Below are 20894 nucleotides of genomic sequence, written 5' to 3' on the forward strand. Positions count from 1 at the left end.
AGCTGCGCCGACCTGGGGAGGACGCGATGGAGAGCCGACTGAGGGTGCAGGGGCACCCCATCCAACCGATGCTGGTGACGTTCCCGTTCGGGCTCTTCGTCAGCGCCGCCGTGTTCGACCTGGCGGACGTCGCCGGCGGCCCGGCCTTCCTCGGCGAGGTGGGCTACTGGACGGCGGTGGCCGCGCTGGTCGCGGCCGGGCTCGCCACGGTCGCCGGACTCGTCGACCTGTGGGACGTGCGGATCGGTCGCGCGAACCGGACCGCCGTCACGTTCAACCTGGTCAACGCCGTGATGGCGGCGCTGTTCCTGCTCACCTGCCTGATCCGGGCGCACGCGCCGCAGCGGGGCGCGACCGGCGGCCAGCTCGCGACCGAGTTGGTCGCGCTGGCCGTGGGCGCGGTCGGCGTGGGCCTGGGCGCGCGGCTGATCCAGCAGACCGACCGGGGCCGCGCCGCCGAGCCGGCCCGGTTGGACGCCTTCGACGGTGTCCACGGCGCGACCGTCGAGATCGCCCGGCCCCGACCGTTCTGACCGTCTCCTGCCTGCCGTGTTCCGGTGGTAGCCCTCGCCGCGCCGCCGAGCCGGCCCGGTTGGGCGCCTTCGACGGTGTCCACGGCGTGATCGTCGAGATCGCCCGGCCCCGACCGTCCTGACCGTCCCCCGGCCGCCGTGTTCCAGTGGGGGGCGCCGGGCGTGTCGCGGCAGGCGGGGCAGGCAAGGTGAAACCGTTATGCCTCCTGGTCATAAATATGACCAGGAGGCATAACGCGCTCCGGGCAGGTTGTCTTGCCGGAGCCGTCACGCCCGGTGACCGCGCGGTCGGCACCCGCGCGCTCGTGCGCGGCCGCACTCCGCGCCGCAGGCACCTTGCACTCCGCGCCAGGGGCGGCGCGCACCCCGCGCCGCGTACCCCGCGCACCCGGGCCCGGGGCACGGAAATCGCGTTGCCGTCCGCCGCCGCACGGCGGCACGCTCGGCCCATGGTCACCGATCGCGGGTTCGACGAGCTGGTTGCCGAGGCCGACGCCACGCCGGTCGAGGGGTGGGGCTTCTCCTGGCTGGCCGGGCGGGCGACCGAGGAGCGCCCGCCGTGGGGCTACGCCCGCCTCGTCGGGGCACGGCTGGCGACCGTCGAGGCCGCCCTGGACGTCGACACCGGGGGCGGTGAGGTGCTGGCCGAGGTGCCGACGCCGCCACCGCTGCTGGTCGCGACCGAGGCCTGGCCGCCGAACGTTCCGGTCGCGCGGCGCAACCTGCGCCCGCTCGGCGCGTCCGTGGTGCGGGTGGCCGACCGGCCGCCGCTGCCGTTCCGCGACGCCGCGTTCGACCTGGTGGTCAGTCGGCACCCGGTGCACACCTGGTGGGACGAGGTGGCCCGGGTGTTGCGCCCGGGCGGCGCCTACCTGTCCCAGCAGATCGGCCCCGGCACGGTCCGGGAACTCAGCGAGGCGATCCTCGGGCCGCTGCCGCCGCCGGAGCACCGCCACCCGCAGGCGGCGGTGGCCGACGCGCGGGCCGCCGGGCTGACCGTGGTGGACCTGCGCGAGGCGACGCTGCGTACCGTCTTCCACGACATCGGCGCGGTGGTCTGGTTCCTGCGCAAGGTGGTCTGGACGGTGCCCGGCTTCACGGTCGACCGCTACCGGGCCCAGCTGCGCCGGCTGGACGAGCGGATCCGCGCCGAGGGCCCGTTCGTCGCCCACGCCCGGCGGTTCCTCATCGAGGCGCGTCGTCCCTGACCGACCCGGCCTGGTGCGCGGCGGCGTGGTGCGCGGCCAGCACGTCCGCGCCGAAGTCGCCGGCCGGTCGGCGCAGCACCGTGTGCGCGTGGTTGCCGTCGTCGGTGGTGTTGTCGTACTCGATCAGCAGGTCGTCGCCCTGCACCCGGTAGTAGTGCCGCCGGCCCGGCTCGACCGCGCCGGCCCAGGCGAAGTGCAGCTCGCCGCCGTGCAGCCGGTCCGCCTCGCGCGCGGCCAGCTCCGGGGGGAGCCGGTCGAGGTAGAGCGCGACCAGCCCGTCGAGCAGCGCCCGTCCGGTCGGGCCGAGCCGTCCCCGGGGCACGCCGAGCGGGTCGAGTCGACCGGGCGCGGTGGCCCGGGTGGCGCTGATGATGTCGGCCGGCGCCTCCTCGGCGATCACCGCGGCGGCCCGCCCGCCGGGGCCGAGCGCGTCGAGCAGCTCGCGGGCCAGGTCCTCCTCCGGACCCAGGGGCCGGGAGACCGGGCGGCCGGCGTGCCGGACGGTGGCCGGGTTGGCGCCGAGGAAGACCGGAGCGGGGGAGACCTGGTCGTCGGCGACGGTCATGCTCACCGACAGGTGGTGCCCCTCGAACCGCCACGCCCAGCGGTCGTCGCGCGCCGGGTCGCCGAAGACCGCCACCCAGTAGTCGCCGCTGTGCCGCCCGCGCCGCCACCCCTCCGCCCGGTCCAGCACCTCTTCGAGGGCCATCACGGCCATGGCCTGGGCGTACGCGGCGGGGCTGAGCGCGGTGGCGAGCAGCCGGTGGGCGGCCTTGCGGGCCGGGACGTCGAGGTCGGCGACCGGGACGCCGGGGCGGGGCCGGGGCCGGTACTCCAGCCACCGTCGGGCCGGGTCGTCGTCGAAGTCGTGCCGGGCGCGCCGACGGGCCGGCTCGGCGAGCGCGGCCAGCAGCGCCACGGCCGCCGCGCGCATCTGCTCGGGTACGGGATCCTCCACCGCCCCTGTATACCGTCCCACGTGGCCGGGTGCGGGCCGGTGGCGTCAGCGGCCGAGCAGCGCCAGCATCTCCGGCAGCTCGAAGAACCGGGCGGTCTCGACCGCCGACGGGCCACCGTGGTCCGGGTCGGCGCCGGCGTCGAGCAGTGCCCGGACCGCCGCCGCGTTCTGCCGGAACACCGCCGCGGCCAGCGCGGTCTGCCCGCGGTCGTTGGCCCGGGCCGGGTCGGCGCCGCGGGCGAGCAGCGCGGCCACGGTCTCCGGGTGGGCATGGTAGGCGGCGAGGATCAGCAGCGTGTCGCCCTTGGCGTTGGTGAGGTTGACCGGCAGCCCCGCGTCCACGTTGGCCGCCAGTTCCTCGGTCGCCCCGGCGCGGGCCAGGTCGAACATCCGGTAAGCGAAGGCGACGGTCTCGGCGTCCAGTTCGTCGGGCACCCGCCCAGGTTATGGCGTCGGGGCCGGTCCCGCCTGGTAGCTTGCCCAGCCGGGCGAGCGTCGGGGCGGGGCCTGGCTGGAAGCTTGCCCGGCCGGGCACGGGAGGCGGGCATGGACGATCGGGTGTACGTGGGCAACGCGGCGCGCGACGGCGCGACCGACGCGGGCTGGTTGCTGGGCCACTTCAAGCCGGTGGGCGACGTGCGGCACAGCACCGAGGTCGAGGTGAAGTGGGGCGTGCACCCGGCGGGGGAGACCCGGTCCCGGTGGGCCACCGGCGAGCGGCGTACCGCGCTGCTGGTGCTGGTCAGCGGCGCGTTCCGGATCGAGCTGCCGGACCGCACGGTGGTGCTGCGCACGCCGGGCGACTACGTGGTGTGGGGGCGGGGCGTGGACCACTCCTGGTACGCCGAGCGCGAGTCGACAGTGCTCACCGTGCGCTGGCCCTCGGTGCCGGGCTACCGGGTGGACCCGCCCGTGCTGCGCTGAGGCGGTCGGGTCCGGGCGGGCATCCAGTGTCCCAGCATGTGGTAATACCTACTAAACCTATAGGGTTTACCGTCTAAGGTGTGGAGGCACGCGCCGCTCCGCACCGTGAGGACGTCCCGCCGATGACCAGCACCGACCCGACCGACCTGCTGACCGTCGCCGCACGCTGGGCCGACCCGACCGCCTGGCCGGTCGCCCTGCGCTTCGACCGGTCGCAACGGTGGTACGCCCGGCTGCACGCCGCGGAGGCGTACGAGGTCTGGGCGCTGAGCTGGCTGCCCGGGCAGGGCACCGACCTGCACGACCACGGCGGATCGGCCGGCGCCTTCCGGGTCGTCGCCGGCGTGCTCACGGAGGAGACGGTCAGCGTTGGGCGGCTGCGCCCGCACCGGCTCGCCGCGGGCGCCGGACGGCGGTTCGGCGTGCGGCACGTGCACCAGGTCACCAACCGGGGCGACCAGCCCGCGGTCAGCGTGCACGTCTACCGGCCCGCGCTGAGCCGGATGACCCGCTACCACCTCGTCGCCGGGCGGCTCAGGGTCGCCGAGGTGGCCGAGGCCGGCGTCGCCTGGTGAACCCCCCGCCCCCGCCCGTGAACCCCGCCGAACGGAAGGACGCCACGATGGCGCACACCCCCATCCGCACCGAGAGCTGTCCGGTCCCGCCGCCGGGCTCCCGGGGCATCGACGAGATCCTCGCCGCCGCCCGGTCCCGCCTGCGCCGTCTCGATCCCGAGCAGGCCCACCTGGCCTACCGGGCCGGCGCGCTGCTGGTCGACATCCGGCCGACCGGCCAGCGGGCCGCGCACGGCACCGTGCCCGGCGCGCTCGCCGTCGAACGCAACGTCCTGGAGTGGCGCTTCGACCCACGCTGCGCCGCCCGGCTGCCCGAGGCCGTCGGCTACGACGTGCCGGTGGTCGTCCTCTGCCAGGAGGGCTACACCTCGTCGTTGGCCGCCGCAGCGCTCCAGGAGATCGGCCTGCGCCACGCCACCGACGTGGTCGGCGGCTTCGCCGCCTGGCGCATCGCCGGCCTGCCCACCCTCGGCCCCACCCCGCCGCCCCGACCCTCGTCCACCGCGCCCCCGGTCACCGCCGGCCGGGCGCTCCGCTGACCGTCCCGCCGCACCCGGCGGGGCGGGGCGACCGCCCGCACAGGAGGCCCCCATGTCCGTCGTCGCCCTCAACACCCGTCCGGCCCGACCGGGCCGTACCGACCGGGCGCTGCCACCCCGGCCGCGCACCGCACCGACCCTGACCGTCACCCTCGACCTGGGCGCCGGCCCGTTGACGCCCGGCCTGGCCCGGCTGGTCGACCTGCTGGACGAACTCGCCGCCTCCGGCGAGGGCCTGGTGCGCCCGGACGAGCACTGGGCCGCACGGGCCGTGCTCGACCTGCGCCGTGTCGCCGCCTCGCCGGCCGAGCCGCCGCCGGCCGAGCCGCCGCCGCCCGGGCCGCCGCCGGCCGCGCCGCCCGGCGGCCCGGGCGGGGTGCGCATGCTCACCGGCACCCGCCGGGTCCGGCACGGCGACGTCGAGGTCGCGCTCACCCGGATCGAGTACGACCTGCTGCTGTTCCTCGCCGAGCATCCGCGTCGGGTGTTCACCCGGCGGCAACTGCTCGCCAACGTCTGGGGTTACGAGCACGCGGTGGCGCGCACCGTCGACGTCCACGTGCGTCGGCTGCGCGCGAAATTCGGGCCGGACACGCCGCTGGTGACCACCGTGTACGGCGTCGGCTACCGGCTCGCCGACGACGCTCCGATCGAGGTGGACCGGGACGCCTGACCCGTCGCCGGCCGGCACGCGGCGCACCCGGAACCCGGGTGCGCCGCGTTCACGTTTCGATCGCATCCGCCATTGTGAACCGGTCGGGGACCCCCCGTACCGCCCGTTTTCGGCGCTCTGCTGTAATCAACGGGCCTCGTACGCAGAGCGAGCACCCGGCTCCGATGTGTTCGTCAATTGTCACATTCATGCAACGCAGCCGCCCCTTGACCCTCGCACAGGCGCCGGGAAGCATCGATGAAGCGGCGTCCCGGGCCGTGGGGAGATACCCGGACCAGCCAAGGAGGACCATGTCGGTCAGCCCCGCCTCGTCGCGCGCCGGATGGCATACGTCCCAACCCGCGGTCCCCGGCCGTCCACCCGGCGGCCAGCGTCGTCCCGCCAACACCGCCGCGCCCGTGCTCACCGTCACCCTGAACATCCCGCTGGCCTGCGAGGAGTCGCTCACCCCGGCCGCCCGCCGGCTCCTCGACGCCGCCCGCGAGATGCTCGAACGCGGGGACGCGGTGATCAGCGCCGGCTCGGTCCCGGCGGAGCGCCGACCCGACCCGGTGCCGTCCGGCCGCGGCCCGACGCGCCCGCTCGCCCCGACCATCCCGACCCTGCACATCCTGGCCTCGTCCCGGTCGGTGCTGCGCGACGGCGAACCGCTGCCGCTGACCCGCCTGGAGTTCGACCTGCTGCTGCACCTGGTCGCCCACCCGCGCCGGGTGTTCACCCGGCTGCAGCTGCTCAACGCGGTCTGGGGCTACGAGCACGCCGGCGTCCGCACCGTCGACGTGCACGTGCGCCGGCTGCGCGGCAAGGTCGGCGTGGACGTCCCGCTGGTCACCACCGTCTACGGCGTCGGCTACCGGCTCGCCGACGACGCCCGGGTCACCATCGACCGCACCGGCTGAGGCGCCACCGGCCGAGCGCCCACCGGACGGAGCCCCGACCGCCCGGACGCGACCGGCGTGGTGACCCGCCCGCCCAGGTGGGCATAGTGGTCGGATGCGCGTCCGCCCGATCAGCCCCGACCGGCTCGTCGCCGAGCTGGCCGGGCGTCTCGCCCGCACCGAGACGCCCGGCCGGCTGCGGGTGGCCGTCGACGGCCCACCGGCCGCCGGGCCGGACGCCCTCGCCGCCGCCCTCGTCGACCCGCTGCGCGCCGCCGGGCGGCCGGCGCTGCACGTACGGGCCGCCGACTTCCTCCGCCCCGCCTCGACCCGCCTGGAGCACGGGCGCACCAACCCGGACGCCTACTACGAGGGCTGGCTCGACGAGCCCGGGCTGCGCCGGGAGGTGCTCGATCCGGCCGGGCCGGGTGGGTCCGGGCGGCTGCTGCCCTCGCTCTGGGACGCCGACGCCGACCGGGCCAGCCGGGCCACCTACCGGGCCCTGCCGCCCGGCGGCGTCGTGCTGGTCAGCGGCGCGCTGCTGCTCGGTGGCGCGTTGCCGTTCGACCTGGCCGTGCACCTGGAGCTCTCGCCGGCGGCGCTGGCGCGACGCACCGAGCCCGCGCTGCGCTGGACGCTGCCGGCGTTCGCCCGCTACGCCGACGAGGTCGACCCGGCCTCCTTCGCCGACGTGGTCGTGCGCGTCGACGACCCCCGCCGTCCGGCCCTCGTGGAGGCCGCCTGACCGGCCGCCCGCAACTCACCGGAAAGAGACAGGAAATCTCCGGTTTGGCCGCTCGGGGGGCCGGGTAATCGCCCGGCTCACAGAGCACGGGTGATCTCGCCCGCGCATCCACATTCGGACCTGGTCCTCCGGCGCCCGCCGCCGGAGGACCGGTATGAGGCCGCAGGAAAGGCAGGCAGCGATGCTCGTCCACGACACGACAGCCACGGGCCGCTCCCAGGCGGAGGTCGACCAGATCCGGCAGTCCCTGCGGTCGCGGTACGACGAGCTGACCGCGGAGTACGACCAGGCCGTGATGCAGAGCCAGGTGCTGCGGCTGGTCGAGGTCGGCGACACCGCCGGCGACGACCAGGCCGACAGCGGCACCAAGACCGCCGAGCGGGACACCGCGCAGTCGTTGCTGCGCACCATCCTGGAGCGGCGCGCGCAGTTCGAGCACGCGCTGACCCGGCTCGACGAGGGCACCTACGGCTTCTGCGAGGGCTGCACCGCGCCGATCCCGGTGGAGCGGCTGGAGATCTTCCCGTCCGCCACCTCCTGCGTGGCCTGCAAGCAGAACCGGGAGCGTCGGGCGGCCTGAGCCGCCCGCCCGGGTCACCGGTCGGTCCCATGGGTGAGATCAAGGTGGGCACCGCCTCCTGGACCGACCGGACCCTGCTCGACTCCGGCTGGTACCCGGCGAGCGCCGACACGCCGGAGAAGCGGCTGTCCTACTACGCCCGCCGGTTCCCGCTGGTCGAGGTGGACGCCACCTACTACGCGCCGCCGGCCGAGCGGACCGCGCGGCTCTGGGCGGAGCGCACCCCGCCCGGCTTCACCTTCAACGTCAAGGCGTTCAGCCTGCTGACCGGCCACCCGACCCGGGTGTCCGCGCTCTACAAGGACCTGCGGCCGGACACGGACAAGCGCAACGTCTACCCGGACGACCTGCCGGCGCAGGCGTACGAGGAGGTCTGGACGCGGTTCCTGTCGGCGCTCGACCCGCTGGTCGACGCCGGCAAGCTGGGCGCGCTGCTGTTCCAGTTCCCGCCCTGGTTCACCATCAAGCGGGACAACAAGCAGTACCTGCTGGAGGTGGCGCGGCGCTGCGCCCCGCTGCGGCCGGTCGTCGAGTTCCGGCACGCCTCCTGGTTCGACGGCGACAACGCCCGGGAGACGCTGGACTTCCTGCGCGCGCACGACCTGCCGCTGGTCTGTGTGGACATGCCGCAGGGCCACCGGTCGTCCGTACCCCCGGTGCTGGCCGCCACCGCGGACCTCGCGGTGGTCCGGTTCCACGGGCACAGCGACAAGTGGACCAGCAAGGACATCCACGAGAAGTTCGGCTACGACTACTCCGACCGCGAGCTGCGCGACTGGGCGCCGAAGCTGCGCGAACTGGCCGGGCAGGCGGACCAGACGCACGTGTTGATGAACAACTGTTACCGCGACCACGCGCAACGCAACGCCGCCACCCTCGCCGACCTGCTCGACGGCTGAGCGCGTCTCACCCGGTCCGGGTGAGGACACCTCACCCACCCGCCGCGCAGCATGGACGTGTGCTCCTCCGCCGCCGGTGGAGGCGCCGCGACGAGGAGGTGGGTCATGACGGTACGGGTGGTGGCGGACCGACGCCGCGGTGGCGTACTGCACGTGGTCGGCAACTCCGACGCGCCGCGGCGGGGCGAACGGCCCGGCCGGTTCAGTCCGACCCGGCTGTGGCGGGGTCCCAGCGGGCCACCCCGGCGCGCCGACGACCGCCGCTGGGAGACCGACGTACGGGGGTGAGACAGATGGCGGAGCAGTTGGTGTCCGCGTTCGAGTCCTCACTGGACAAGACGAACGTGATCCTCAAGGAGATCGAGTCGGCGTACGGCTGGCCGCCGGAGCGGCGCAACCAGTCCTACGCGGCGCTGCGCACGGTGCTGCACCTGCTGCGCGACCGGTTGCCGGTGCAGGAGAGCGCCGAGTTCGCCCAGCAGCTGCCGGTGCTGGTGCGCGGCATCTACTTCGACGGCTGGCAACCGCAGGACGTGCCGATCAAGCTCAACCGCGACGACTTCCTCTACGAGGTCCGCCAGGGCTTCCCGTACGACGTCGAGGGCGGCGCCCAGCGGGTGGTCCAGGTCGTGCTGGACACGCTGCGCCGGCACGTCACGCAGGGGGAGTGGCAGGACGTGAAGTCGACCATGCCGCGGGGCCTGGATCAGCTCATTCCCTGACCCGACCCGTCGCCGGCCCGTCCCGCCCCCTCGGCGGGGCGGGCCGGCGGCGTGCGGGAGACCGGCAGCCCGGCCCGCCGGGCCAGCCCGGCGAACGCGACCGTGTCGACGATCGCCGCGCCGCCCGGGTCGTTGTTGAGGTAGACGTACGCCGGCACGCCGTCGCCGAACGTGGCGGCCAGCCGGCGCACCCAGCCGGCCAGGGCGTCCCGGCCGTAGCGGGGCCAGGGCCGCGCCCGCCCCTCGTGCAGCCGCAGGTAGCCGAAGTCGGTGGTGCGCCACCGTGGGGTGATCGGTCGGCTCAGCCGGTCCGCCCAGACCAGCGCCGCCCGGTGGCGCTCCAGCACCCGCCGGGTCTCGTCGGTCCACCACGAGGGGTGCCGGGGCTCCACCGCCACCCGCACGTCGGTCGGGAACCGCCGCAGCACCTCCGCCAGCGCCGCCGGGTCGGCGCGCAGCGTCGGCGGGAGCTGCACCAGCACCGGCCCCAGCCGGTCGCCCAGACCGGACGCCCGGTCGAGGAACCGGGCCACCGGCTCGGCCGGATCGCGCAGCCGCTTCACGTGGGTCAGGTAGCGGCTCATCTTCACCGCCACGCAGAAGTCGCCGGGCGTGCGCTCGCGCCACGCGACGAACGTGTCCCGCTCCGGCAGCCGGTAGAAGGCGTTGTTCACCTCCACCGTGGCGAACTCCGCGGCGAAGTGCTCCAACCAGCGTCGTTGTGGCACGCCGGCGGGATAGAACCGCTCCCGCCAGTCCCGGTACTGCCAGCCGGACGTGCCGACCAGGATCACCGCCGTGCCCTACTGAAGATTGATCTGGAACACCTCGAACGACGCGCCGTAGCGCACGCCGAGCCGGGTTCCCGCCGGGCGGGCCATCCCCTCCAGGAACTCCTCGGCGTCGAAGCCGCCGTCACCGAGCCCGCTCAGGTACGCCCCGTGCGCCCGCAGGGAGTCCACCCCGCGCGCGAAGGTGTCCGTCACGTCCACCCCGTGTCGCGCCACCGGCGACCCGGCCGCCCACACCTCGCGTACCCGCGACCACGGCTGCGTGCCGTCGGTGAGCTGCTCCGGGAAGATCCACCGGTTGCCGGCGTCGCGGACCGCGTCCAGCGTGGCCCGGCCGCAGGCGATGTGGTCGGCCTGGTTCAGCGCGTACGCCCCGTCCCAGGTCTCCCGGAAGTTGTTGGTGAGCACCACGTCCGGCCGGTGCCGGCGGACCGCCCCGGCGATCGCCCGGCGCAGCGGGACGCCGTATTCCAGCAGCCCGTCGGGCAGGCCGAGGAACTCGACGGCGGACACCCCCACCACGGCGGCCGAGGCGCGCTGCTCCTCCTCGCGCAGCACCCGGCTGCGCTCCGGGGCCATCCCGTCGATGCCCGCCTCACCGCTGGTGAGCAGGCAGTAGACGACCTCCTTGCCCTGCCCGGTCCACCGGGCGACCGCCGCGGCGGCGCCGAACTCCAGGTCGTCCGGGTGCGCCACCACGGCCAGCGCCCGCTGCCAGTCCTCGGTCAGCGGCGTGAGCGGTTCCGGCTGCGCCACCTCGTACCTCCTCGCGCGTCTCCTCCCGCCATCCTGGCACCCGCCGGCGTCGGCCGCCTACCGGCGCGAACCGTCCGTGCGGCCGGGTCCGGGCGTCTACCGTGTGGTTAGAGAAGATCGGGCGTGGGGTACCACCCGCTGCACACGGACCCCGGAACGCGCGGGGCGGCACACCGAGGGAGCACCCATGGCATTGAACGACGACGACATCCAGACCAGCGGCGGCGGCGGCCTGGAAGGCCCGGCCGACGGCGGTGCCACCCCGGGTCAGCACGACGGTGGCGCGGACGGCGGCGCGGAGGGCCCGGCCGACGGCGGTGCCACCCCGGGTCAGCACGACGGTGGCGCGGACGGCGGTGCGGAGGGCCCGGCCGACGGCGGCGCGACCCCGGGTCAGCACGACGGTGGCGCGGACGGCGGTGCGGAGGGCCCGGCCGACGGCGGCGCGACCCCCGGCCAGCACGACGGCGGCGCCGACGGCAGCGCCTGACGCATGACCATGACGTACGTCGACCCGCCGGGTGGCCACGGCCGCCCGGCGGTTCCGCTCTCCGCCGTCGAGGCGCTGGCGCGCTGCGTGTCCGTCGAGCCGGCCAAGTTCGCCGCCGACCACTGGGGGCGCAGCCCGCTGCTGTCCCGGGCCGCCGAGCTGCCCAACCCGCACGGCTTCACCGACCTGCTGAGCCCGGCCGACGCCGACGACCTGCTCAGCCGGCGCGGTCTGCGTACCCCGTTCCTGCGGGTGGCCAAGGACGGCCAGCTCGTGCCGGCGGCGCGGTACACCGGTGGTGGTGGCGCCGGCGCCGAGATCGGCGACCAGGTGCTCGACGAGAAGGTCCTGGCGCTCTACGCCGACGGCGCCACCCTGGTGCTCCAGGGCCTGCACCGCACCTGGCCGGCGCTCGTCGACTTCACCCGCGACCTGGGCGCCGCGCTGACGCAGCCGTTGCAGGTCAACGCCTACCTGACCCCGGCCGGCAGTCAGGGCTTCGCCACCCACTACGACACCCACGACGTCTTCGTGCTTCAGGTCGACGGGCGCAAGCACTGGCGGATCCACCCGCCCGTGCTGGTCGACCCGCTGGAGCGTCAGCCGTGGGGCGGCCGGGCCGACGAGGTCGCCGCCACCGCCGACGGCCGGCCCGCGCTGGACGTGGTGCTGGAGCCGGGCGACGCGCTCTACCTGCCGCGCGGCTGGCTGCACAGCGCGCAGGCGCAGGAGTCCAGCTCGTTGCACCTGACCGTGGGCATCCGGGCACTGACCCGGTACGCCGTGGTGGAGGAACTGCTCGGCCTGGCCGCCGAGGACGCCCGGCTGCGCGCCGGCCTGCCGTTCGGGCTCGACCTGGCCGACCCGGACGCGATCGAACCGGAACTGACCGAGACCGTCGAGGCGCTGCGCGACTGGCTGCTGCGCGCCGACCCGGCGGCGGTGGCCGCGCGCCTGCGGGCCCGGGTCTGGCCGGGCGCCCGGCCGGCGCCGATCCGCCCCCTCGCGCAGGCCGAGGCGCTGACGCGGCTGGCCCCGGACAGCCGGGTGGCGATCCGGGCCGGGCTGCGCTGGCAGCTCACCCCGACCGGCGACGGGACGGTCGTCCTGCGCCTGTTCGACCGGACGCTCACGCTGCCCGGCACGTGCGAGGCGGCGCTGCGCGCGCTGCTGGCCGGCGAGGTGACCCGGGTCGGCGACCTGCCCGGTCTCGACGACGACGCGGACCGGCTGACCCTGACCCGCCGGCTGCTCAAGGAGGCGGTGCTGGTCCCCGCCTGACCACGGTGGGTCAGCGGGTGTACGTGACGGCCAGCAGGAGCAGGGTGGTGGCCAGGCCGCTGGCCGCCACCAGGATCATCGGGCGGGGGGTCAGCACCGCGTGCCGCCGGTCGGCCAGCAGGCGCGCCGGTGCCAGCCCGACCAGCGGGCCGAGCAGCGTCACCACCAGCGCCAGCACCGGCAGCCCGACCGCCAGGTCGCCGCCCGAACCCGCCCCCAGCGCCCGCGCCCCGAGCCCCAGCAGGAACGCCACCAACGCGCCGCCGACGCCGCACGCGATCAACAGCGGGTTCACCGCGCCCGGCAGCTCACCCGGCTGGCCGGTCCGCTCCAGCAGCTCCCGCACGCCGCGCAGCAGCGGCACCGGGTCACCGGCGGCGTCCCGGGCCGGCCCGGGTGGATCGCCCAGGCGCCGGACGCCGAGCCGGGCGCGCAACTGTCCCCACAGGTGGGTGACCTCGCCGTCCACCCGGTCCACCATCCGCCGTGCCTCGGCCACCTCCGCCTCGGCCCGCCGGACCTGCTCGGCCGCGTCGGCCACCGCTCGGTCGGCGGCGGCCACCTGCTCGCCGTACCACGTGTGCGCCTCGGCCCGCTGGGCGGACATCCGGGTGGTCAGCTCGGCGAGCCGGCGGATCTGCGCGCTGTACGTCTCACTGGAGACCGGTTCGTTCATCGGGTGGGACCATAAGGGATGATCACCTGTCCGGTGCGGTGCACCGCGCGGTCGAAGTAGAGACCGCGCCACGGCCGGGGATACCAGTCCGGCCCGCCGCTGCCCGGGTAGAGCGACGCGCTCAGCTCGCCGCCCTGCACGTCGAGCGCCACCCAGGCACCGATCTGGTCGGTGCGGGCGCCGGCGCCGCCCAGGTCGACGCGCATCCGCGCCACGCCCCGCCACCAGGCCAGCACGTGGGTGCGCCGCTCCGGCCCGTCGTGCAGGATCCGCCGCAGCTGCTCCAGGCCGGTCCGGGTGCCGGCCTTGCCGGCCAGCGCGCCGGCCGCCGCGTCCACCGCGAACAGCAGCAGGAAGTGCGGCGTCCGCGCGGCGCCCGGCGCGCCCAGCCCGTCGCCGACCTCGGCCATCAGCTCGGCGACGGTCTCCTCGTCGTACCAGGACGCGTCGCCGGCCAGGTCCTCGTACAGCGCGCGGGCGGCCGGGTCGGCGTCCGGGTCGAGGCAGGCGATGGAGAACCGGGCGGTGCCGGGGCGGTACTGGCGGGCCAGCGAGCGGGCGGCGGCGTCGAGCACCGCGCACGCCTCGTCCACCCGGGTGCCCAGCACGGCCAGGTTCCGCCCGGGGGCCCGGGGCAGCCGCAGCGCCGCCGACCGGGACTGTACGTCGATGATCTCGCCGAGCAGCGCCACCGGGTTGCGGGGCACCCCCTGCTCGGGCGCGGTCAGGGCGCGGAAGTCCGGCGCCTCGGTCAGCCGCGGGATGGCGTCGCCGTCGAAGAGCCGGGCCGGCGAGGCGTCCTGCGGGCGCATCCGCCACAGCCGGTGCTGCAACTCGCTCCACGTCTCCCAGTCGCTGGCCGACGGGATCCGGGCCACCTCGTTCCCCTCGGCCAGCCCCGACTCGGCGTTGACCACCGCGTGGTGGCGGGGCAGCGACTGCGCCGCGTCGTTGCGCTCGGCCAGGATGCGCAACGCCTTCGGCAGCGCGATCCGCAGCGTGAACTGGGCGACCAGGGCGGGGCGGCCCCACAGCGCCTCGATGCCGCGCACGTCCTGCGAGGCGAGCACCAGATGGATGCCCTGCGAGCGGCCCCGGCGGGCCAGGTCCTCCAGCAGGTCGGCGGCCTCCCGAGCGACCACGTCCCGGCCGGCGAGCAGCGCCTGGAACTCGTCGACCACGGCGACGATCCGCGGCCAGTGGCCGGTCGGGTCGACCACGCGCAGCTCGGCCAGCTTGGTGACCTCGTGTTTCTTCGCCGCGTCGGCCCGCCGGCGCAGCTCCTCGGCGAGGAAGCGCAACAGGGCCAGGCCGAACTCCCGGTCGGTGTTGACGTTGATCCCGACCAGCCGCATGTGCGGCAGCCAGCTCGGGTCCCGTCGCCCCTGGGCGAACCGGGCGAAGGACACCCCCTCCTTGAAGTCGAGCAGATAGAACTCCAGCTCGGCGGGGGAGTAGCGGGCGGCGAGCGCGCCGATCCAGGCGAAGATCAGGTTGGTCTTGCCGGTGCCGGACGGGCCGCCGATCAACGCGTGCGGCGGGTAGTCGCCGAGGGTGAGCAGGACCGGCCGCCCGTGCGGGCCCTCCCCGATCGGCGCGCTGAGCCCGTGCGCCGAGTCCTCCCGCCAGTAGTCGTCCGGCGGGGGGAGCAGGTCGGTGAAGGGCGTCGGCGGCGGCCCGGCGGCGACCCGGGAGGCGACCGCGCGGCAGGTCTCGGTGACCAGCGCCGCCGGGGGCGGGGCGTCGAGCACCACCGGCAGCCCGGCGATCCGGGCGTCGTCCGGGTCGACCACGATCCGGGTGACGGTCCGGTCGTCGGGCAGGTCGATGCCCCGGACCACCAGGTGCACGCCGCACGCGGCGCCGGTGCGGACCACCCGGTCGAGCTGGCCGCGTTCGTGGCGGGACAGCTCGTCGCCGCCGAGCAGCACCGCCACCCGCCACGGCTCCGGGCGCCGACCGGTGGCGGCGGCCAGCTCCCGCAGCGAGGCGTACTCCCCGGCGAGCACCGTCGCGTTGATCCGGCGGATCTGCTCCACCAGGTCGTCGAGCAGCCGACTCAGGCCGCCCGGGCCGACGAAGGTGAGCAGGCCGGCGGTGCCGAGCGGGGCGAACCCGGCCAGCCCGCCGCCCAGGTGCTCCGGGTCGTAGCCGTGCAGCCGCACCCCGCCCGGGTCGGCCCGGCCGACCGCGCGCAGCAGCAGCGCGGGCACCACCGCGGCGAGCCCGGCCGGATCGCCGCCGGCCAGGTGCACGTGCCCGGCGTCGAGCAGCGGGACCAGCGCCGGCACCGGGTCCGCGCCGGTGAGGCGTACCGTGCCGATCCGGACCGCGCCGGGCGGCTCGGCGCGCCCGGCGGGCGTCGGCTGCCACCGGTCCCACGGGGCGGACGCCGCTCCGGGTGCCTCCCGCCCGGCCGCGGCGGCGGCGCGGCGGGCCAGCTCGGCCAGGCGGGCGGTGTGCCGGGCGTCGATCTCGGCGAGCCGCCGGTCGCGCGCCGCGCCCACCCGGTCGGGCACGGCCGCGGCGGCGCGGCGGGTCCGGGCCAGCCGGTCCCGCCCGGCGGCCAGCTCGGCCTCGGCGGCGGTGAGCCGGGTCCGGGTGGCGCCCAGGGCGTCGGAGAGCATCCCCCGGACCCGCGTCACCAGTTGCGCGCGGACGTCAGCCACGGGACGGCTCCGGTTCGTCGGTGTCCTTGGGCAGGTCCCGGCCGAGCCGGTCGAGCAGCACGCCGGTGAGCACGCCGGCGGTGACCGCCGGGTCGGCCGCGTGCGGCTGCTCCTGGCCGTCGTCGCGGCGCGGCGGGGGCATCCGGCAGACCCGGGTGAGCAGCGTGTCCAGCACCGGCGGCGGCAGCCCCGGCAGCAGGTCGCGGACCCGCCCGTCCAGCTCGCGCCGCAGCCGGGCCAGGTCGTCGGACCGGGGCGGGTGGCCGAGCAGCTCGCCGGCCAGGTCACGCAGCATCGGCGGGGCGATCGCGGCCAGTCCCAGCCCCACGTCGGCGTGCGCCCGGCGCAGCTCCCGGTGCAGCCGGTCCCGGTCGCCGGAGCGGATCCCGACGACCACCCGGCGCAGCAGCTCGCGGGAGTCGTCGACCCGCTCGTCCGGCTCGTCCGGGGCGCCCTCGCGCCCGCCGGTCAGCTCCGCCACCCGGACCGCCCACCAGCGCCGCACGGCCGGCGGCTCGGCCGGCTCCGCGCCCGCGCCGGGCACCGGCGGCGCCGTGCCGCGCGGCGCGTCGTGCCGGGGCCGCCGCTCACCCGGCGGCGCCGGCGGCGCGCCGTCGGCGGCCAGCCCGATCGCGGCCAGGTACGCGGTGAGCTGCTCCTGCGCCACGCGCAGCGCGTAGCCGGCGGTCTCCGCGTGCTCGGTCGCGGAGGTCAGCTCCGGGACCCCCATCGGGTCGGCCGACTCCTGGCGCACCCAGCGCAGCCGTTCCTCGGCCTGGCCCAGCTTCTCCAGGGCGACGGCGAGCTGGCCCAGCGGCAGCTCCTCGGCGGCGGCGCGGACCTGCGCGCCGATGTCCTCGACGATGGACACGTCCGGCCCTCAGAGCGTCGCGACGTAGAGCTGTGCCTGCTCCACCGCCACCAGCGTCGCGGCGAGGCACTCCTCCAGCTCCTGGCTGGCCTGGGTCAGCGACGACTGGGCCGCCTCGACCGTCTCGTGGCCGCTGCCCTCCAGCGCGCCGGCCAGGGTCTGCTGCGCCTCGGCCAGCTTCTCGCCGGCCGCCTGCACCGCTGTCTGCCCGTCACCGATCTGCTGGAGAGCGACATCGATGGCGGCCTTCAGCTCGGCGACGCTCGCCACGGGGACCTCCTGGGGGCAAGGGAGATCTCCATTACAACTCATCCCGACGGGTGGACGAACATCCACCCTCGCGCCGTTCCTGCCCGAGTGTCCGATTGGGGCCTTGACGTGCGCGAAGACCGCGTCGGGGCGGGGCGTCCGGTCCCGTCGGCGGACGCGCGGGTCCCGACGCCGGGACCGGCGGTGGCGGTCAGCGGCCGAGCCAGCGCGGCCCGCGCACCTCCGCGCCGAGCGCGCTCACCCGCGCGCGCAGCTCCCGGTCGGCGGTGACCACCACCCGCCGGCGCTCCGGCGCGGCGGCCACCAGCTCGACCACCGTGTCGTCGCCGGAACCGGGCGCGGACACCACGTCGACCCCGTCCGTCGGGCCCACGTGCCGGGCCGCGCCCTCCACCACCAGCACCACCTGCACCGGGGGTGGCAGCTCCGGCGGCACCCCGGCGCCGGCCAGCGGCGCCAGCGCGTCGCGCAGCCGCGCCGCCGCGCCGGCCCGGTCCCGCCACCAGCCGTCCGGGCGCGAGCCCACCACGTTCGCGCCGTCCACGACCAGCAGCGGTCTGCTCTCCATGACCCCAGCCTGCCATCCGGTCGCGTTTGTCGCGCCGACCGCCGGGTAGCCACCGCCGACCGTGCCGCGCCCTGTCGCGTCCCGGCCGTGCCGACCGACTGCGGAGGACGAAGATGATGGGACCCGGTGACTTCGGCAACGACCCGTGGGACGAGTTCCTGGCCCGCTACTTCGGGCGGGGCGAGGGGGGACGCCGACCGGCCCACCGGGTGGACATCACCCGCCTGATGACCGCCGACGCGCGGGAGATGCTGGCCGACGCGGCCCGGCGGGCCGCCCAGAAGCACAGCAACGACCTGGACACCGACCACCTGCTGTGGGCGGCGTTGCAGCGCGAGCCGCTGCGGGACCTGGTCCGCCGCGCCGGCGCCGACCCGGACGCGCTGGTGAACGCGCTCGGCGGGCGCGGCGAGGGCGCGCCCGGCGGCGACGTGCCGCCGAACCTGTCGCTCACCCCGGCGGCCAAGCGGGCGCTGCTGGACGCCCACCAGCTCTCCCGGGCCATGGGCGCGAACTACATCGGGCCCGAGCACATCCTGATGGCCCTGCCGCTGAACCCCGAGTCGCCGGCCGGCCGGATGCTCGCCGCCGGCCGGATCCAGCCCGAGTCGTTGCAGGCGGCCAGCGCCGAACGCGGCGCGGCCAACGGCCCCCGCCCGGACCGGGGCACCCCCACGCTCGACCAGTACGGGCAGGACCTCACCGAGCTGGCCCGGATGGACCAGATCGACCCGGTGATCGGCCGCGCCGACGAGATCGAGCAGGCGGTGGAGATCCTGTCCCGGCGGACCAAGAACAACCCGGTGCTCATCGGCGAGGCCGGGGTCGGCAAGACCGCGATCGTCGAAGGGCTGGCCGAGCGGATCTGCGACGGCGACGTGCCGCAGACGCTGATCGGCAAGCGCGTCATCCAGCTCGACCTGGCCGGCCTGGTGGCCGGCACCCGCTACCGGGGCGACTTCGAGGAACGCCTGAAGAAGGTCATCGACGAGATCCGCGCCCACCGCGACGAGCTGATCATCTTCCTGGACGAGATCCACACCCTGGTCGGCGCCGGGGGCGCCGGCAGCGAGGGCGGGACGGACGCGTCCAACATGCTCAAACCGGCGCTCGCCCGCGGGGAGCTGCGGGTGATCGGCGCGACCACGCTGGACGAGTACCGGCGCAGCATCGAGAAGGACGCCGCGCTGGCCCGACGGTTCCAGCCGGTGCTGGTGCCCGAGCCGACCGTCGAGGACACCGTGGCCATCCTGCGCGGCCTGCGCGACCGCTACGAGGCCCACCACCAGGTCCGGTTCACCGACGAGGCGCTGGTCGCCGCCGGGGAGCTGTCCGACCGGTACGTCACCGACCGGTTCCTGCCGGACAAGGCGATCGACCTGATCGACCAGGCCGGCGCCCGGGTCCGGCTGCGCACCCGCACCCCCGCCTCCGACGTGCGCGAGCTGGAGCAGCAGCTCGACGAGGTACGCCGGGACAAGGAGCAGGCCGTCTCCGACGAGCAGTACGAGCGGGCCTCCTCGCTGCGCGACCGGCTCGCCGAGCTGGAGGACCAGATCCGCCGCGCCCGCGGCGACGAGGGACCCAACCACGTGCCCGAGGTGGGGCCGAAGGAGATCGCCGAGGTGGTCTCCCGGGCCACCGGCATCCCGGTCAACCAGCTCACCGAGGAGGAACGCGACCGGTTGCTGCGCCTGGAGGGGCACCTGCACGAGAAGGTGATCGGGCAGGACGACGCGGTCAGCGCGGTGGCCGAGGCGGTGCGCCGCTCCCGTACCGGCCTGGCCGACCCGAACCGGCCGATGGGCAGCTTCCTGTTCCTCGGCCCCACCGGCGTCGGCAAGACCGAGCTGGCCCGCGCGCTCGCCGAGGCGCTGTTCGGCGAGGCGGACCGGATGGTCCGGGTGGACATGAGCGAGTTCCAGGAGCGGCACACGGTCAGCCGGCTGGTCGGCGCCCCGCCCGGGTACGTCGGCTACGAGGAGGCCGGTCAGCTCACCGAGGCGGTCCGCCGCCGCCCGTACGCGGTGGTGCTGCTGGACGAGATCGAGAAGGCGCACCCGGATGTGTTCAACATCCTGCTCCAGGTGCTCGATGACGGGCGGCTCACCGACAGCCAGGGCCGGACGGTGAACTTCAAGAACACCGTGCTGATCATGACGAGCAACCTCGGTTCGGAGCTGATCACCGGCACCCAGCGCACCGTCGGCTTCGCCACCGGCGAGCCCGGCGAGCAGGAGTCCACCGAGCTGCGGGAGCGGCTGATGCGCCGGTTGCAGGAGAACTTCCGGCCGGAGTTCCTCAACCGCATCGACGAGGTCATCATCTTCCAGCGGCTGGAGGCCGAGCAGCTGCGCCAGATCACCGGCCTGCTGCTGGAGGAGACCCGCCGCCGGATGCACGCCCAGGACATCCAGGTCGAGTTCTCCACCGCCGGCGTCGACTGGCTCGCCGAGCACGGCTACCAGCCGGAGTTCGGCGCCCGCCCGCTGCGCCGGGTGATCCAGCGCGAGGTCGACAACCGGCTGTCCCGGATGCTGCTGGAGAACGAGATCTCGCCGGGGCAGAAGGTCACCGTGGACGCCCGGGACGACCGGCTCGTCTTCGAGGTGTCCGCCGGCGAGCGCGGCTACACGGCCGCCACCACGTCCCACCCCCGGTGAGGGGGGACGGCCCATCCCCGACGGGCCGGCGCGGCCCGTCGCCGACGGATCGGAGGGCGGACATGACCGAGCCCGAGGAGACCCGGGAGGACACCGCGGCCGGCGAACCGATCACGGTGGCCCCGACGGCCAACCCGTCCCGGGTCCGGGTGCCGCCGGAGGGACTGACCCAGCAGAGACCGGAGGGCGAGGGCGAGCCGGAGGTGTCCGGGCCGTCGCCGGGAGAGGAGGCGTGATGGTACGCGAGGCGCGACTCGACCCCGAGGTCGAGGTGATCTGGGACGACTTCCACGCCGAGGTGAACGTCCCCTCCGAGCAGCTGCGGCAGTGGCTGCTGACCCGCGGGTCGGGGGAGGAGGCGTTCGGCCCGGACCCGGACCTGGACCTGCCCGAACCGGGCCGGCAGATCCTCGCCGTGCTGCGCAAGCGCAAGGTGGACCTGACGCCGGAGGACATCGAGGTGATGCGCGACGCGATCACCCGGATCCGGGAACTCAGCGAGCAGAAGCCGCGCCGGGGCAACGCCGACGACGAGTGGCGGCACGCGCTTCTCGACCTGGGTCACGACGTGCTGGTCGAACGCTGAGCGGACGTGGCGGTGCCCGGGCGGACGACCGCCCGGGCA

The 20894-nt window shown here is 75.7% G+C and carries 26 protein-coding genes; 17 read left to right on the forward strand and 9 right to left on the reverse strand.

Annotated elements, in window-relative coordinates:
- Positions 1-26 precede the first annotated feature (26 nt).
- Positions 27-533: a DUF2231 domain-containing protein gene (locus ACN27B_RS23165; RefSeq protein WP_099161271.1), complete on the forward strand. Its 507-nt coding sequence runs from the start codon at positions 27-29 to the stop codon at positions 531-533.
- Positions 534-982: 449 nt separating this feature from the next.
- Positions 983-1741, forward strand: a complete 759-nt coding sequence (locus ACN27B_RS23170; RefSeq protein WP_422741517.1) for a class I SAM-dependent methyltransferase — start codon at positions 983-985, stop codon at positions 1739-1741.
- On the opposite strand, the gene ACN27B_RS23175 is transcribed toward ACN27B_RS23170, so the two are convergent.
- Entirely contained in the window at positions 1719-2675 is a 957-nt protein-coding gene (locus ACN27B_RS23175; RefSeq protein ID WP_422746045.1) for a DUF3500 domain-containing protein, read from the reverse strand. The two genes, ACN27B_RS23170 and ACN27B_RS23175, sit on opposite strands and share 23 nt — an antisense overlap.
- A 69-nt stretch (positions 2676-2744) precedes the next feature.
- On the reverse strand, positions 2745-3134 hold the full coding sequence (locus tag ACN27B_RS23180; RefSeq protein ID WP_422741518.1) for an ankyrin repeat domain-containing protein: 390 nt from the start codon (positions 3132-3134) through the stop codon (positions 2745-2747).
- Between the two features lie 111 nt (positions 3135-3245).
- On the opposite strand from ACN27B_RS23180, the gene ACN27B_RS23185 reads away from it, so the two are divergent.
- The 10 genes from ACN27B_RS23185 (at position 3246) to ACN27B_RS23230 (ending at position 9234) form a co-directional block, all read left to right on the forward strand.
- Positions 3246-3623, forward strand: a complete 378-nt coding sequence (locus ACN27B_RS23185) for a signal peptidase I (RefSeq protein ID WP_091575331.1) — start codon at positions 3246-3248, stop codon at positions 3621-3623.
- Between the two features lie 122 nt (positions 3624-3745).
- On the forward strand, positions 3746-4198 hold the full coding sequence (locus tag ACN27B_RS23190; RefSeq protein ID WP_099161265.1) for a cysteine dioxygenase: 453 nt from the start codon (positions 3746-3748) through the stop codon (positions 4196-4198).
- Positions 4199-4245: 47 nt separating this feature from the next.
- Positions 4246-4737, forward strand: coding sequence for a rhodanese-like domain-containing protein (locus tag ACN27B_RS23195; RefSeq protein WP_099164610.1), 492 nt, complete (start codon positions 4246-4248; stop codon positions 4735-4737).
- Positions 4738-4789: 52 nt separating this feature from the next.
- Positions 4790-5410, forward strand: coding sequence for a winged helix-turn-helix domain-containing protein (locus ACN27B_RS23200; RefSeq protein ID WP_422741519.1), 621 nt, complete (start codon positions 4790-4792; stop codon positions 5408-5410).
- Between the two features lie 290 nt (positions 5411-5700).
- Complete coding sequence (locus tag ACN27B_RS23205) at positions 5701-6309, forward strand: winged helix-turn-helix domain-containing protein (protein WP_099161263.1); 609 nt, start codon at positions 5701-5703, stop codon at positions 6307-6309.
- Positions 6310-6403: 94 nt separating this feature from the next.
- A complete protein-coding gene (locus ACN27B_RS23210; RefSeq protein WP_099161262.1) occupies positions 6404-7033 on the forward strand; it encodes a uridine kinase in 630 nt (209 codons plus the stop codon).
- 181 nt (positions 7034-7214) lie between these two features.
- Entirely contained in the window at positions 7215-7613 is a 399-nt protein-coding gene (locus ACN27B_RS23215) for a TraR/DksA family transcriptional regulator (RefSeq protein WP_099161261.1), read from the forward strand.
- A gap of 29 nt (positions 7614-7642) precedes the next feature.
- Positions 7643-8512: a DUF72 domain-containing protein gene (locus ACN27B_RS23220; RefSeq protein ID WP_099161260.1), complete on the forward strand. Its 870-nt coding sequence runs from the start codon at positions 7643-7645 to the stop codon at positions 8510-8512.
- 105 nt (positions 8513-8617) lie between these two features.
- Positions 8618-8800 (forward strand): hypothetical protein, encoded by a 183-nt coding sequence (locus tag ACN27B_RS23225; protein ID WP_091575315.1) that lies wholly within the window; start codon positions 8618-8620, stop codon positions 8798-8800.
- Positions 8801-8805: 5 nt separating this feature from the next.
- On the forward strand, positions 8806-9234 hold the full coding sequence (locus ACN27B_RS23230; protein WP_091575313.1) for a DUF2267 domain-containing protein: 429 nt from the start codon (positions 8806-8808) through the stop codon (positions 9232-9234).
- Here the strand turns inward: ACN27B_RS23230 and ACN27B_RS23235 are convergent.
- The gene (locus ACN27B_RS23235; protein ID WP_422741520.1) at positions 9219-10028 is read right to left on the reverse strand and encodes a DUF72 domain-containing protein; all 810 of its coding nucleotides are present in this window, start codon (positions 10026-10028) and stop codon (positions 9219-9221) included. The two genes, ACN27B_RS23230 and ACN27B_RS23235, sit on opposite strands and share 16 nt — an antisense overlap.
- 9 nt (positions 10029-10037) lie before the next feature.
- Entirely contained in the window at positions 10038-10781 is a 744-nt protein-coding gene (locus tag ACN27B_RS23240; RefSeq protein WP_099161258.1) for a PIG-L deacetylase family protein, read from the reverse strand.
- A 187-nt stretch (positions 10782-10968) separates the two neighbouring features.
- Between ACN27B_RS23240 and ACN27B_RS23245 the strand changes: the two genes are divergently transcribed.
- Positions 10969-11271, forward strand: coding sequence for a hypothetical protein (locus ACN27B_RS23245; RefSeq protein WP_091575306.1), 303 nt, complete (start codon positions 10969-10971; stop codon positions 11269-11271).
- A gap of 9 nt (positions 11272-11280) precedes the next feature.
- Complete coding sequence (locus ACN27B_RS23250; RefSeq protein ID WP_422746047.1) at positions 11281-12552, forward strand: cupin domain-containing protein; 1272 nt, start codon at positions 11281-11283, stop codon at positions 12550-12552.
- 10 nt (positions 12553-12562) lie between these two features.
- Here ACN27B_RS23250 and ACN27B_RS23255 read toward each other — a convergent pair whose 3' ends face one another.
- The 5 genes from ACN27B_RS23255 to ACN27B_RS23275 form a co-directional block, all read right to left on the reverse strand.
- Positions 12563-13228, reverse strand: coding sequence for a hypothetical protein (locus ACN27B_RS23255; RefSeq protein ID WP_091575303.1), 666 nt, complete (start codon positions 13226-13228; stop codon positions 12563-12565).
- Positions 13225-15897, reverse strand: coding sequence for an FtsK/SpoIIIE domain-containing protein (locus ACN27B_RS23260; RefSeq protein WP_422741521.1), 2673 nt, complete (start codon positions 15895-15897; stop codon positions 13225-13227). The genes ACN27B_RS23255 and ACN27B_RS23260 overlap by 4 nt, the downstream gene beginning before the upstream one ends.
- The gene (locus tag ACN27B_RS23265) at positions 15890-16768 is read right to left on the reverse strand and encodes a hypothetical protein (protein ID WP_422741522.1); all 879 of its coding nucleotides are present in this window, start codon (positions 16766-16768) and stop codon (positions 15890-15892) included. Before ACN27B_RS23265 ends, ACN27B_RS23260 begins: the two co-directional genes overlap by 8 nt.
- A 9-nt stretch (positions 16769-16777) precedes the next feature.
- Positions 16778-17038 carry a hypothetical protein gene (locus ACN27B_RS23270; protein WP_091575295.1) on the reverse strand — a complete coding sequence of 87 codons (261 nt, stop codon included), beginning with the start codon at positions 17036-17038 and terminating at the stop codon, positions 16778-16780.
- Between the two features lie 190 nt (positions 17039-17228).
- Positions 17229-17606: a hypothetical protein gene (locus ACN27B_RS23275; protein ID WP_098745057.1), complete on the reverse strand. Its 378-nt coding sequence runs from the start codon at positions 17604-17606 to the stop codon at positions 17229-17231.
- A 113-nt stretch (positions 17607-17719) separates the two neighbouring features.
- Between ACN27B_RS23275 and ACN27B_RS23280 the strand changes: the two genes are divergently transcribed.
- The 3 genes from ACN27B_RS23280 to ACN27B_RS23290 all read left to right on the forward strand — a co-directional run bounded on the left by ACN27B_RS23280 (position 17720) and on the right by ACN27B_RS23290 (position 20855).
- A complete protein-coding gene (locus tag ACN27B_RS23280; RefSeq protein WP_422741523.1) occupies positions 17720-20269 on the forward strand; it encodes an ATP-dependent Clp protease ATP-binding subunit in 2550 nt (849 codons plus the stop codon).
- 62 nt (positions 20270-20331) lie between these two features.
- Positions 20332-20505, forward strand: a complete 174-nt coding sequence (locus tag ACN27B_RS23285) for a hypothetical protein (protein ID WP_157779062.1) — start codon at positions 20332-20334, stop codon at positions 20503-20505.
- Positions 20505-20855, forward strand: coding sequence for a DUF3140 domain-containing protein (locus ACN27B_RS23290; protein ID WP_091575288.1), 351 nt, complete (start codon positions 20505-20507; stop codon positions 20853-20855). Before ACN27B_RS23285 ends, ACN27B_RS23290 begins: the two co-directional genes overlap by 1 nt.
- Positions 20856-20894: the final 39 nt, after the last annotated feature.

Origin of the sequence: Micromonospora sp. WMMD754 (assembly GCF_049315235.1) — a bacterium.
GTDB lineage: Bacteria > Actinomycetota > Actinomycetes > Mycobacteriales > Micromonosporaceae > Micromonospora > Micromonospora sediminicola.